Origin of the sequence: Stieleria neptunia (assembly GCF_007754155.1) — a bacterium.
GTDB classification, from domain to species: Bacteria; Planctomycetota; Planctomycetia; order Pirellulales; family Pirellulaceae; genus Stieleria; species Stieleria neptunia.
In genome coordinates, this window is record NZ_CP037423.1 from 5879700 (window position 1) to 5892296 (window position 12597).

At 56.8% G+C, this 12597-nt stretch carries 10 protein-coding genes; 1 reads left to right on the forward strand and 9 read right to left on the reverse strand.

Annotated elements, in window-relative coordinates; genetic code table 11:
- Window positions 1-1001: 1001 nt before the first annotated feature.
- The 3 genes from Enr13x_RS20420 to Enr13x_RS20430 all read right to left on the reverse strand — a co-directional run bounded on the left by Enr13x_RS20420 (window position 1002) and on the right by Enr13x_RS20430 (window position 4509).
- Window positions 1002-1910, reverse strand: a complete 909-nt coding sequence (locus Enr13x_RS20420; protein ID WP_197455233.1) for an Rpn family recombination-promoting nuclease/putative transposase — start codon at window positions 1908-1910, stop codon at window positions 1002-1004.
- Between the two features lie 1214 nt (window positions 1911-3124).
- Window positions 3125-3553 carry an RHS repeat-associated core domain-containing protein gene (locus Enr13x_RS20425; RefSeq protein WP_197455234.1) on the reverse strand — a complete coding sequence of 143 codons (429 nt, stop codon included), beginning with the start codon at window positions 3551-3553 and terminating at the stop codon, window positions 3125-3127.
- Window positions 3554-3750: 197 nt separating this feature from the next.
- Window positions 3751-4509 (reverse strand): Rpn family recombination-promoting nuclease/putative transposase, encoded by a 759-nt coding sequence (locus Enr13x_RS20430; RefSeq protein WP_197455235.1) that lies wholly within the window; start codon window positions 4507-4509, stop codon window positions 3751-3753.
- 15 nt (window positions 4510-4524) lie between these two features.
- On the opposite strand from Enr13x_RS20430, the gene tnpC reads away from it, so the two are divergent.
- Window positions 4525-5367 carry an IS66 family transposase gene (tnpC, locus tag Enr13x_RS38115; protein ID WP_197455236.1) on the forward strand — a complete coding sequence of 281 codons (843 nt, stop codon included), beginning with the start codon at window positions 4525-4527 and terminating at the stop codon, window positions 5365-5367.
- Between the two features lie 66 nt (window positions 5368-5433).
- Here tnpC and Enr13x_RS20440 read toward each other — a convergent pair whose 3' ends face one another.
- The 6 genes from Enr13x_RS20440 to Enr13x_RS20460 all read right to left on the reverse strand — a co-directional run bounded on the left by Enr13x_RS20440 (window position 5434) and on the right by Enr13x_RS20460 (window position 12075).
- Complete coding sequence (locus tag Enr13x_RS20440) at window positions 5434-5766, reverse strand: hypothetical protein (RefSeq protein WP_145388777.1); 333 nt, start codon at window positions 5764-5766, stop codon at window positions 5434-5436.
- 166 nt (window positions 5767-5932) lie between these two features.
- On the reverse strand, window positions 5933-6070 hold the full coding sequence (locus tag Enr13x_RS38120) for a hypothetical protein (RefSeq protein WP_197455237.1): 138 nt from the start codon (window positions 6068-6070) through the stop codon (window positions 5933-5935).
- A gap of 840 nt (window positions 6071-6910) precedes the next feature.
- Window positions 6911-7627, reverse strand: a complete 717-nt coding sequence (locus Enr13x_RS20445; protein WP_145388778.1) for a hypothetical protein — start codon at window positions 7625-7627, stop codon at window positions 6911-6913.
- Window positions 7628-7675: 48 nt separating this feature from the next.
- Window positions 7676-8749, reverse strand: coding sequence for an RHS repeat domain-containing protein (locus tag Enr13x_RS20450; protein WP_145388779.1), 1074 nt, complete (start codon window positions 8747-8749; stop codon window positions 7676-7678).
- Window positions 8750-8774: 25 nt separating this feature from the next.
- Window positions 8775-9731, reverse strand: coding sequence for a tyrosine-type recombinase/integrase (locus Enr13x_RS20455; RefSeq protein ID WP_145388780.1), 957 nt, complete (start codon window positions 9729-9731; stop codon window positions 8775-8777).
- Between the two features lie 292 nt (window positions 9732-10023).
- A complete protein-coding gene (locus Enr13x_RS20460) occupies window positions 10024-12075 on the reverse strand; it encodes a hypothetical protein (RefSeq protein WP_197455238.1) in 2052 nt (683 codons plus the stop codon).
- Window positions 12076-12597 lie beyond the last annotated feature (522 nt).

Sequence of the window (12597 nt, forward strand, 5' to 3'; positions counted from 1 at the left end):
CATCCGAACCGATGTAGTCGTCGGCAAAAGCAAGCTTAGGCAGAGCGGAAAACCCTGTCCTTGAGGTCTCGATGCTTGATGGCTCTTCGTGAGGTGTTCGTTGCGCCGCGTCCTTCGTCGCATTCTCCTCGGTGTTTGAACAGCCAGCGGTGAGCGTCAGGACTCCCGCCGCGGCAAGGAGTTGAAGCAAAAGAGACTTCATGAATTCCATCGCTTGGCCCCTGTCCGTTGAACCTGACCCGGCCACGCAAACCTTCCACATCACCTCGCTTGCTTTGGGGGACGCACAGGCAGGAAGGCTTGATTGCGTTGACGGCTTTCTTTTCATTGTACGTGGCGCGAGCCGACATCGCGACGGGGAGTGCGATTTGGTGCCGCCCACCGAACGAGGATGGCAACAGAGACGCACGCAACTGGTAGCAAACCCGTAGCGAGGTCGTATCGGCGACAGTTGAGCGGTCGGTTCGGTTGCGTTGGTGTCTAGGCTTTAGCCGATCCTTGTCCGGTCGTGCGAGCGCCGAAGGCGTCGCGGAGAGGCGCCTGAAGGCTGGATACCCACGGTTTGGAATCATGCCCCTGACTGCCAGGGAGCCTGTCGGAGATTCGCGAAGGGCTTTGGCCGAACAGACAAGCCGTCGGTTGACGGTTGACCGAGTGGCTCGTTCCCGGCTTACCTCGCTTAGGCTCGGACGCGGTCACTCCCGCCCTTCTTGATAACGAACTCGGCATCCTGCCTCGCACTGTCTTTATCGGGCTCCGCCCTCGGCGTCGGTGCTGCTCGCTCGCGCTCGGCACTACCCTCATCCTTCGGTCGCTGTCACCACCTCCGCGGGCCGTCGGCTCCGTTCGGCGAACGATGGCCCGCTCGATTACTTCACTACCACATCACTCCCTCTCTCCGTGTCTCCCTCTCTTGCCTTCCCGCTTCCTGTCATCGATCTGCGGGGTTGAACACCCGTCCCCTTTGAACTAGTTCAAGGAGTGGATTGGGGCAGAGATTTCTAGCTGCGCTCACGAAGCTGACGTTTTAGCGTCACTTCCATCGCGGCAAGTTCCTCCGATGAATGCATTCGCAGGTCTTCGATCGTTGATTCTGCGACGCCCGCAAGCGATTGAAGCACTCGCACCCGGCCGATTGCCTCACCCCGGGCCTCACCCCGGGCCTCACCCCGGGCCTCTCCCCGGGCCTCTCCACGTTCCTCAGCCGCTTCCAGGCGTGCCTGTTCGTCACGCTGCATTTTCAAGCGTGATTCGTAGAAACGCTTTTCATCTGGGTTTCGGGCAATCATCTCCAGTACTCCTATCGCTTCGGAAAAGACCAGATCGGGTAGTTGTTGCCGCAATTCTTCGGGGCTGGAACTTGCGGCAAATCGAAAGAAGTGGATCCACTGCTTGATCGGGTCTGCGATCACGCCATTATCCGCATCCGGATCGTACTTCGGCAACTCTAAAAGGTGGATTTGCAGGCAATCTGTCAGCAATTCGCCGCTCGGAGATCGAAGTTGGAAGTCGAGATGCAGGGCGGACGATTCGCGGAACCGGATCGCATCAAGGATGCAGATTCCGATCGAGGGACGCAATTCCCGGTAGCTGTCGCCCTCGCCGAGTTGTTCGACCAACTGGCTGGCCGCGTAATAGGTCAGTCGCTCGGAAAGCCCGGCGGGCAGCGTTGTCTGAATTTCAATGTCGATGAACCGCCCGTGATCATCGGTCGCCAAGACATCGAGAATCGAAGCTTTGTCATCGTCAAAGCTTTTGCCGATGATTGGGTTCAGAATCTGCACGTTGGTGATCGGCGGGTGTCCACCCAAGACCGCATTAAGAAAGTGAAGCGTAATCGCCGGATGATCAGGACTTCCTAGCAGCCGCTTGCACGCAAAGTCGACCGTCGGATCAATGCCAATCGCCATTTTGGACCGTCCACTTTCGAAGTAGAAACGAGCAAGAATCTTTCCTGATGATGAATTGAGGGAGCCGTTTTGGCAACCCACGACTTTTGATCCTATCTCCCCTCGGCATCGGTGCTGCTCGCTCGCGCTCGGCGCTACCCTCATCCTTCGGTCGCTGTCACCACCACCGCGGGCCGTCGGCTCCGCTCGGTCGATCCCTCCCTGACTCCGGTCGCCGAACGATGGCCCGCTCCTTCACTCCACCACCATCATCACTCCATCACTCCTTGTCTCCCCCTCTCCTTGTCTCCCTCTCTGCCTTCCCTCTTCCTACCATCGTTCTCCGACTGACATCCTGTCCCCGACGGGTTTCAGTCGACGGGCATCCTACCCGCGGTGCCTAAGGCGTTCCTTGATGCTCGAGATCTGCGTGGTCGGCCAACCGTCAGAATTAGACGGCCATGCATTGCGGCGGGAGTTGACTCGGTCCTGCGTTCACATCAATCGTCCGCCGCGAGCCAAGAGGTAACAACTATCAGGTTGCCTATCCTGCCAATTCGGCTCCTGACCCTTTTTCTGGTCAAGACCAAGTAGCCTCCCATTGCGGCGGAAGTCGACTCGGTCCTGTGATCACATCAATCGTCCGCCGCTGATTTGCGGGGTCCAACCCCCGTCCCCTTTGATTTACCCGCCTTAGACTTTTCTCGCTTGAGAAACTTGTAGGCCCAAATGACGAGTAGGATGACAGAGCCGCGCTCAATCCAACCTGGGCCATACCAATCTGTCGTTCGAAGGAGCACTGTGCTCGCCACGATTAGCGTGATCGCAGCGGCAAGAACCAGTTCCCTTTTGAGATCAAACGATGTATGACATTTTGGCTCGTCGTCCTTTTCTGAACTAGGTGCTTGGTAGGGGTTCGTCATTGGAGTAGCGGGTCTGAATCACGTTCCCAGCCGCTCGGGAAAAGGGTCTCTCGTACGTAATCGCCACAGTTATTGAAAACTCCATTCCAATACACACTTTGGCCACTGTCATTTCTCATCTTTCTATACGTCTCTTCATCAAAGTCATCTGAAGACGGATACTTCGTTCCTTCGCCAGGAAGTTCGTTGTGGTACCCGCAGTAAATTGACGCTGGGTGAACGGATAAACCGCTGAAAGCCGCTTCCCAACTAATCCAAGACAGGACGCCATCGGGAGCAGTACACCCACATCCTTTTGGCGAAGTTAGCATTTCACAGCAGTAATATGGTTGAGGTGATTCTCCGTGTGTTTCGACGCATGCAATTTTGTGGCCCAGTCACACCGTTGATGACCCATCGATCCGTACCATTCGGATCGGACGAAGAAAGTGGCGTGCTGTCCAGGAACTCGTAAATGTTCCAAAGACTTCCGTCGAATCCAATCGGATCGCGACTCAAAAACCGTCCACACATCGCGTCGTACATGCGGGCGCGGTAGTGATACAAGTCGAGGCCGTCATCGTACTCACGACCGGTGTACGTGTATCGGTTGTCTTCCGCCGTCGACGCTCGCGCTGCGCCACTACCGTCAAAGATCGACAGACCACCATACGCATCGTAAGCATACCGCTCCTTGATCGTCCCACTCGAATCGGTCAGCGCGGTGACGCTGTACTGTTGGGTGCCGACGTAGTGAATCACGGTATTCGTGGGTGAAATGCAGGTATGGTGCTTCGATTTACCGGACTTCCTGCATGCTTGAAGGCTGGTTGTGCAACCATGACGCTTGATTGGATTGCGTCCCCTGATTCATCCCGCTCGCAAGAACGTCTTTCGGGCGTGTTGACGTTGCGCGAGAAACAGCCATCGTTTCAAGGAGTGGATTGCGGCAGAAAGTTCTAGCTGCGCTCACGAAGCTGACGTTTTAGCGCCACTTCCATCGCCGCAAGTTCCTTCGATGAATGCATTCGCAGGTCTTCGATCGTTGATTCTGCGACGCCCGCAAGCGATTGAAGCACTCGCACCCGGCCGATTGCCTCACCTCGGGCCTCTCCACGGGCCTCTCCACGTTCCTCAGCCGCTTCCAGGCGTGCCTGTTCGTCGCGCTGCATTTTTAACCGCGATTCGTAGAAACGCTTTTCTTCTGGGTTTCGGGCAATCATCTCCAGTACTCCTATCGCTTCGGAAAAGACCAGATCGGGTAGTTGTTGCCGCAATTCTTCGGGGCTGGAACTTGCGGCAAATCGAAAGAAGTGGATCCACTGCTTGATCGGGTCTGCGATCACGCCATTATCCGCATCCGGATCGTACTTCGGCAACTCTAAAAGGTGGATTTGCAGGCAATCTGTCAGCAATTCGCCGCTCGGAGATCGAAGTTGGAAGTCGAGATGCAAGGCGGACGATTCGCGGAACCGGATCGCATCAAGGATGCAGATTCCGATCGAGGGACGCAATTCCCGGTAGCTGTCGCCCTCGCCGAGTTGTTCGACCAACTGGCTGGCGGCGTAATAGGTCAGTCGCTCGGAGAGCCCTGCAGGCAGCGTCGTCTGAATTTCAATGTCGATGAACCGCCCGTGATCATCGGTCGCCAAGACATCGAGAATCGAAGCTTTGTCATCGTCAAAGCTTTTGCCGATGATTGGGATCAGAATCTGCACGTTGGTGATCGGCGGGTGTCCATCTTCGCCCGCGCCGGGATGCTGATCCCTCGCAACACACAGTTTGGGATGCTGGCGAATATCGCGACACTGGCCGGTGTGTTGGTGGAGCTGATGAAGTCGCGAATCGTTTCGGGCGACGTGCTGGGAGTGGATGATACGTCGGTTCGGCTGCAGGATCCCGGCTTCCCGGGCAAGATGCGGACTGCACGATTCTGGCTGTATCGAGGCCATGAGGATCATCCGTATAACGTGTTCGACTTCACGGAAAGCCGTAGGCGCGACGGCCCGGCGAAATTCCTTCGTGATTTTCACGGCCACGCGGTGGTTGATGCTTATGGAGTCAACGACGGAGTCTACCTGGGAGCACAAGATCAAATCTTTGCCGCGTGCTGCAATGCGCACGCGCGTCGAAAGTTCGTCGAAGCCAGGCCGAACGACCCGGTCGCCGCTGCGCGGGCGCTGGCGTTTTACCGTGGCCTGTACAAGGTTGAGGATCGCGCGCGAGAAGCTTCGGCGGCCGAGCGTCTGGAACTGCGTCAGAACGAGTCAGTGCCGATCATGAACGATCTGCATGACTGGTTGCTGCAGATGAACGGTGATCGGCGAGTGCTCCCGAAGAGCTCGATCGGCAAGGCGGTTCGTTATGCGTTGAATCAGTGGGACGAGCTGTCGGTGTTCCTCGGCGACGGCGCGATCCCGATTGACAACAACGCGACTGAAAACGAACTTCGCCGCTTGACAATCGGTCGAAAAAACTGGTTGTTCGTTGGATCCAACCGAGGAGGCCGAGTGGCGGCGGCGATGTATAGCCTGGTGTCTTCGGCGGCACGGCATCACTTGGATGTGTGGGCCTAGGCCACAAACACAAAGCGTGATTTTGGGCTGCGGTGGCGATCAATGTCTCCGGCGCCGTTGCGTTGGTCACCAATCCCACAATGCTGACACGCCGACACAGCCACTGCGGCCACTACGCCACACCCGTCCAACGAATCTTCGGATTGGTGAAAAGCAGTCGCCGGCAGCCCGCGCCACGAAGCGACACCTGGGCAAATAGAACGCTTGCGTCGCATTGGCCGGCAACAGCTTACCGAGTGTCCGGTCGGAGAAACCGACGTTGAGATCACCGCCGGCGATCAGGTGGTTCGTTTTCAGAAACGAGATTGCCTTTTGATGTCGTGGTAAACAATCGGCGAAGTACTGCGCGGTTGTTTCGAGTGGCGCTTCGATCATTTGTTGAATGAAGGTCTCGTTCATGGTTTGAATTCCGTTGGTTCCGCGCAGACCGGTGGCCCGGCCCTTGCAAATGGGTTTGTTTTTGTCAGGGAAAGAACGGTGGGGAGAGAAGTCGGCGGGCAGCGAGACGTGGCGGCGAATCTGCGTGTCTCAAGGCGGTCGTTGGGATCGATCGGCCTTGGACCGGTCAGGTTGCCAGCGGTTCGGGCGCACCGCGCGTTGGCTGAACCTTGATGACGCGACAGATTCGCCTCGGTGTCAACAAGGCAATCGGCCAACCGCTGCGAAAGTAGAAAAACGCTTCGCCATCAACCGTTAAAGTCAACGCACTTGCTGTTAACGATCGCACGAGCGCGTTTTTCGCCTCTCGCCTTCTCTCGGACTGCCACCGCGGGGAACCGGTGACGGCATCAGTCCGGCTCGGCGAAAGGCAAAAAACGTAGGGGAAGAAGTTGGCGTCGGGCTTGGTCTGGCTGCCGGTCGAGCGGCCTTGGCGGATTGTTGCCCGGGGAGCCTGTCGGTGATTCGTATAGGGCTTTGGCCGAACAGACAAGCTGTCGGTTGAGGGTTGACCGAGCGTCTCGTTCCCGGCTTACCTCGCTTAGGCTCGGACGCGGTCACTCTCGCCCTTCTTGATAACGAGCTCGGCATCCTGCCTCGCACTGTCCTTATCGGGCTCCGCCCTCGGCGTCGGTGCTGCTCGCTATCGCTCGGCGCTACCCTCATCCTTCGGTCGCTGTCACCACCTCCGTCAACCGTCGGCTCCGCTCGGTCGATCCCTCCCTCACTCCGGTCGGCGAACGATGGCACGCTACCTCACTCCACAACCATCATCACTCTACCACTCCTTGTCTCCCTCTCTGCCTTCCCGCTTCCTGCCATCGTTCTCCGACGGACATCCTGTCCCCGACGGGTTTCAGTCGACGGGCATCCTACCCGCCGTGCCTACGGCGTTCTTTTATGCTCGAAGGTGCACGGCCCGGCATCGTGCCGAAGACAAAGGCGGTCATCGTGTCCGCCAGGCGTAGTAAAGCTGGCGAGCCATCCATTGCGGCGGATGTGGGTTCGGTTTTGTGTTCATGCCAATCGTCCGCCGCTCGTCATTTCGGCTGAAAACCGAAAAACGAGTCTGGCTTCCACGCGAGCCTCTCTGCAGATTTGTATGTCATGACGGGAAAACACCACGCAAAGCTGCGTTCAGCGTTTCTTTCTCACGCGATCGCAAGTGTATGTTGCTACTGTAAAGTCGGTCCCGAATGTCCATTGCTTCCTCCCTCCTTCCGGTAGTTGCGTGAAGTGCAATGATCTGGAAAATACTCACCAAGAGCCGATAACGCCGACCGGAGGTTTGGCCTATTTCGCGTTTCGGTGGTTGCACTTCGAGCAATTGAATTTTCGATTCCACCGTCTTCAGAGACTCGTCAATACTTAGAAATTTCCCGCAGGTCTCATAGTCAGCAACAGCGACTAGTGCCCATTGTGCATGCTGGTATGCTTCGCATTTGAATTCCCCGTATGGAAACGAATAGAACAACTCAGCGAGTTCGTGAGGCGAATTTCTGAGCCTGAAAATCAATGATGCAAGTTGGAAGTGCTCTAACCTGAAATCGCCGTTCTTAGACCCGGCAATTGCACTTTCAACAGTTTTGGACAGCAGTGTTTCAGCTTCCGTAGTGTGAGCTGCCAGAGCCACCAGTTCCATAGGAACGTAAGAGAGGCAGTACGCTTTTTGTCGGTGGTCTTGCCAGTCAATGACCTCAAGGAACTCTGAGAAGCTCTGAACGGAATCCAAGAATGCACCGTTGTGTTTTTCAGCAACTGCACGCTTGACGAGCAATAGGGCGGATTGGCAGTTTTCGTCATTTGAATTGTTTGATGCCATCAGAGTGTCCTTCAACAACCCAAGTGCCACGCGGATGATGTTGAATCGCTAAAATAGGTATTCCGGCCATATTTCATTAGGAGGATCTGGCCAGTTTTCGGGATCTGGGGTTAGTGGATCGAAGCCAGGTTCATCATTGCTGCACTTGCGTAGTTTTTTGAATTTATTATCCATACAAGGCTCATAGACGTCTTCCCTACAGAATTCAATATCCTCGGTCACTTCGATGCAGATTTCTTCCGCTTCCGCACAATAGTCCGCATCGATAATGAAGTCATCAAAGCACTTTCTTGGAAACCTCTTGTCGTAGGGGTGAGGGTCTTCCGGTCCATCATCCTCTTCCTCTTCGTCTTGCGAGCATGCCCGCCAGCCCCGGCGCCGGTGCAATTCCCACGCCTTCTTGATCCACTCTTTGTACTCTGGCGTGCCAGGAATTAGTGGTGGTAGCTGAACACCAGGCGGCAAAAGCGGCATCGGAGGAATATTCTCCGGCAATGGAAGTGGAGTTGTCGTTGGGCCAGGTCGAGGTCCATTTGGATTTGGTGCGATCGGCGTGCTTGGCCACCAAGGAACGGGTGTGGATGGAGGTGTGACTGTCCCTTTTAGCCCGAACGGGTCAACAAACTTCAAAGCGTTTGAGCCCACAAATAGGTACAGGCTCAGACTGCGTCCTGCATACCCAATCGGATCTCTGGAGCAGAACCGGCCCGCGATCGGATCGTACATGCGGGCGCGATAGTGGTAGAGGTCAAGGACGTCGTCGTACTCGCGGCCCGTGTAGGTATAGCGGTTACCTTCCGCCGTTGATGTACGCGCGGTTCCACTACCATCGAAGATTGATAACCCACCGTACGCATCATAAGCATACCGTTCCTTAATCGTCCCGCTCGAATCGGTCAGCGCGGTGACGCTGTACTGTTGGGTGCCGTGATAGCGAAACGCGAACTTGATAGTTGACTTGTCACTTTCAGTGCGTGATTTGTCGGGCGAGCAGGTTTGTTGACGAAGCGTTTTGCAGCTACGGATTCGTTTTGAATCGGCGCACGACTTAACGCCTCCCGCGCGGCGGCGCGCGAGACGACGTTGAAGGGTTCGGCGACGGGATGATGGCTTGCAGAGCATCCCGCCATTGTAACTGATGGACAGGCTATTCGGTGTCGCTTTGCGGCGGTCGGTCCTTGGCTCCCGGATGGGTTTTGTCGTGGACTTCGCGGAGACGTTTGATCGACACGTGGGTATAGATCTGCGTCGTGTTGAGTTGCTCGTGACCCAAGAGCGTTTGAATCGAGCGCAGGTCCGCACCGCCTTCGAGCATCAACGTCGCTGTGGTGTGGCGGAGCATGTGGCAACTGCCGGGTTTCGTGATGCCCGCCGCGGTCAAGTAGCCTCTGACGAGTTGGCTGAGCGTGACCGGATGGAACGCGTTGCCACGGGACGTTAGGAAGATCACGTCGGTGTCTTCGTCGAGCAGTGCGGGTCGACCATCGTGAAGGTATTTCATCAGCCATCCAAGGGCTCGCTTGCCGGTCGGCACGACTCGATCCTTGCGTCCTTTGCCTTGACGGATCATCGCAAGGCCGGACTCGTCGTTGATGTCGTCGAGCTTCAGCGCGATCAACTCGGCGCGTCGCATCCCGGTAGCATAAAAGAGCTCCAACAGCGCGCGGTCGCGAAGACCCGTTGGTGTGGTGAGATCGACCGAGCTGAGCAGCATTTCGATTTTATCGATCGTGAGGTGCGATGATGGAAGACGTTGTTCTTCCTTTGGGAGTTCGATGCCGGTTGATGGATCGCTGTTGATCCAACCCTGTTCGGTCAGCCATGCGAGCCAGTGACCAACCGTTGAGAGGTAGGAAGCTTGAGTACAGAACTTGAGCGACTTGCCGGTGCGTTCGTTGCGGTAGTGATAGAGCCAACGCCGATAGGCTGCGAGTGACTCGGGCGTGATCTCGGTGACGGACTCGATGCCGCGTTCGGAAGACCAGGTGATGAACTTGTTCAAGACGTAGTCGCGGCGCGAGATGGTCGTGGCCGACCAGTTGTTCATCCTGAGGTGGTTGAAGTATCGAGACAGTAGGACGGTGGGAGCGGGAAGGTTTGACATGGATTTGCATCCTGGGGTTGTGATCGGCGCGCACCGGTAGCCGGGCGTGCTCGATCGAGGTGAAAACGACCGGGTGAACGTCACTCGGCCGAAGAAGGCAGCATCACCACCGCGGCGATGCAGCTATGGCAAGGCTTCGAATGAGGGGGCCTTGCGAGGTTTTGGCATCGGTTTTGATGCCAGAGCGGTTAGGTCGTTGCGGTGCAACGAGTTAAGTGAATCGGAAGCGGGCCGGACGGCGCCGGAACCAGGCCGGATGCCACCCGGCAGGTTGACTGCCGAGCCCGGAAGGTTATCGCGAAGCCCGGAAGGTTTTGGTTGTAAGTGCAGGTTCAGTGAGTTTGCCGGGATCGATCAGGCCCATCATGAACGGCTGGCCTTCGCGGCCTTCACCGCTGTAAAGCAACTCGTAAATGTATCGTCCGCCTTTGCGTCCGCGGTGGACGTGGACATATTCCAGATCGACGAGGCGATTTAGATGAATGCCCAGTTGGCTGTTGCCGATGGACGTTGCTTCGCGGATGTCGCGGCGCGTGAAGCGGACAGCGTCACGCGGGACGGAATTGGCTTTTGCGGTTTCGCCGACGTACCCGTTGAGCAGGCCGAGTAGATTCCGTGTTTGCGGTGCCAGTTCATCCAGGCTGCGACCAAGCACCAGACCCGCGATCCCGTTGGCAACCGCGATGTCGTTCTTGGTGACTTCGATGTACTCGACTTGTCGCTCATTGAGCGTCGAGTGCTTAACCTCTCGCTGATGTTGATGCAACAGCGCGATGGTGTCAATCAACGTGAGGTACTTTTCATGGTCTCGACGAAGCCGAGTCTTGTTGTTGGCGAAGGTCAGTTGCGGTGCGTAGGGATTGACGATCGTGAGCGGACGAATCAATCGCTGAGCGTTTTGATGCAGCTTGCGTAGCGATCGTTTCAGTTCGCTTGATTGGCTGAGCACCGCTGCGCGTGCATTGCGTTGGATGTTTTGAATCGCATCGGTTTGGTTGCGTGACTCATCGACCGTCAGCACCAAGCATCGATTGATGAGTTCTTCGTCAATGTCGAGGGCTGTTGTGGTGAGGAAGATTTGTGTGGGGCCTTCGACGTGGTGTTCTTGGGTTTGGCTGCGTCCGTCTTCGCCGCGGCCGACGGTGGCGTGACGCAGCTCGCCTTCGCTTTGGAGAAGCTTCAGTGCGTAGCTGGCTTGGCGGATGCCTTCGTCTTCGGCGATGGCGAGGATCTTGTGACGGATGCTGTCGCTGTCGAGGTAAAACAACGACTGGCCGGTCATGCCGCTGAAGCGGTTGACGTCTTCGATCGGCATCATCGAAAGAACCGCATCCATCAATGATGTCTTGCCGGCACTGGATGATGATTGAATCACGATAGCCAGTGGTTTGGCAAGCTTGCGACTGGTCGCGGCCAGGTAACCGGCGAGCTTGTTGGTGGACTCGCCAACGATCCCGCAAGCATCCATGTCGGCGACGATCCGCTCAAGCAAGTTGGGAGAGCGAAGCAGAGCCAACGCTTCGCGTTGCTCGTCGTCGCTGAGCTTGACTTCGGTGCGCGCCGGTTGTTTCAACGCCGCGATGCGATCGGACTGCAACGCTTCGAGTTTGAGCAGCAACGTGCCGATGTCCTTTTTGATGATGTCGGCATCGGTGTAGAGTTCCGTTGCCGTAGCCTTGATGAACGAGGTTCGTGAGCGCGCCTTCACAAGATCAAGCGTGTCCATGTGAACGAGGTCGTCGCGCGAAGCCATCAGGTTGACTTTGAGTGTCAGCGTCGACTTATTCTTTTCAAGACCGCGGATTCGATAGCGTCGATCATCGCGGATGAAGATGATTTGGTTGTCTTCGATGATCAGTTCGTCACTGTCGTCCGTTTTCGTGTCCTTCGTTTGTTTCGTGGTTGGTTCTTCCGTCGTGGCAACCGGAACTTGCGTCGCGGGGCTGATGGCGGGTTCGGATTGACCGACTGTGATCACGTCTTCGCCACTCGCGTGCGCATCGATCTTGTAACCTCGCAGACCGATGATGTTTCCTTCGTCGTTGACGACCGGAACGGTCACACGACCGCGCATGGTTTCGCGTCCGTTGGCTTTGTAAAGGCCGGCGGCGACGAGCGCGTCACGGACTTCGCGGCCGCGCTTGATGCGGCGCTGTGGGATCTGCTTGCCAAGTGTGCGGTCGGCGAATCCGATTTGTTGCTCGGTTGCCTGTTCGTTGGTCAGGTGCAGTTCGTCATTGACGTAAGCTTTCGCGCGGTCGTTTTCGTTGAGGCAGCCTGCGTAGAATTCTGCGATGGCCTTGATGGGGTTATCGAGGATCGCGTTCAGGAAGTCATCGTTCATCGTGTTGGCTCCGTTGGATGCGCGCAGACCGGTGGCCCGGCCCTTGGTTGTAGGCTTGTTTTTGGGAAAGGCTGGCGGGGAGAGGTGTCGGCGGTTGCCGATCGGGTCCGCGGAAGCTGCGCACCTGTCGGCTGTCGTTGGCAGCCGAGAGCCTTGAAGGTGCAGAGGCGATGCGTGGATCAACGCCTCACGGATCGGCCGGCCCTCCATGACGCGACAGCTTCCGCTCACTGTCAAGCGACGGAATCAGCCAACCGCCGCGAAAGTAGAAAACCACTTCGGGATCAATCGTTAAAGTTTACGCACTTGGTGTTAACGATCGCACGTGAGTGTTTTTTGTCTCTCGCCTTCTCTCGGCCTGATCGCCGGAGGGTCACGGGTGACGGCGTCAGTCCGGCTCGGCGAAAGCCAAAAAACGTAGGGAAGAGTGGGCGGTCGGGTTTTGACGCGAAGTCCCGGGCGCCCGGGGAGTGGTGTGCCCATGAATGCCGGGGAGCCTGTCGGAGATTCGCAAAGGGCTTT

Bases quoted from the DNA above. Each gene is read 5' to 3' on its own strand.
- Enr13x_RS20445 (WP_145388778.1), bottom strand. From the start codon at position 7,627: ATGGCATCAAACAATTCAAATGACGAAAACTGCCAATCCGCCCTATTG.
- Enr13x_RS20420 (WP_197455233.1), bottom strand. From the start codon at position 1,910: ATGGCGATTGGCATTGATCCGACGGTCGACTTTGCGTGCAAGCGGCTG.
- Enr13x_RS20440 (WP_145388777.1), bottom strand. From the start codon at position 5,766: ATGAACGAGACCTTCATTCAACAAATGATCGAAGCGCCACTCGAAACA.
- Enr13x_RS20455 (WP_145388780.1), bottom strand. From the start codon at position 9,731: ATGTCAAACCTTCCCGCTCCCACCGTCCTACTGTCTCGATACTTCAAC.
- Enr13x_RS20460 (WP_197455238.1), bottom strand. From the start codon at position 12,075: ATGAACGATGACTTCCTGAACGCGATCCTCGATAACCCCATCAAGGCC.
- Enr13x_RS20450 (WP_145388779.1), bottom strand. From the start codon at position 8,749: ATGCTCTGCAAGCCATCATCCCGTCGCCGAACCCTTCAACGTCGTCTC.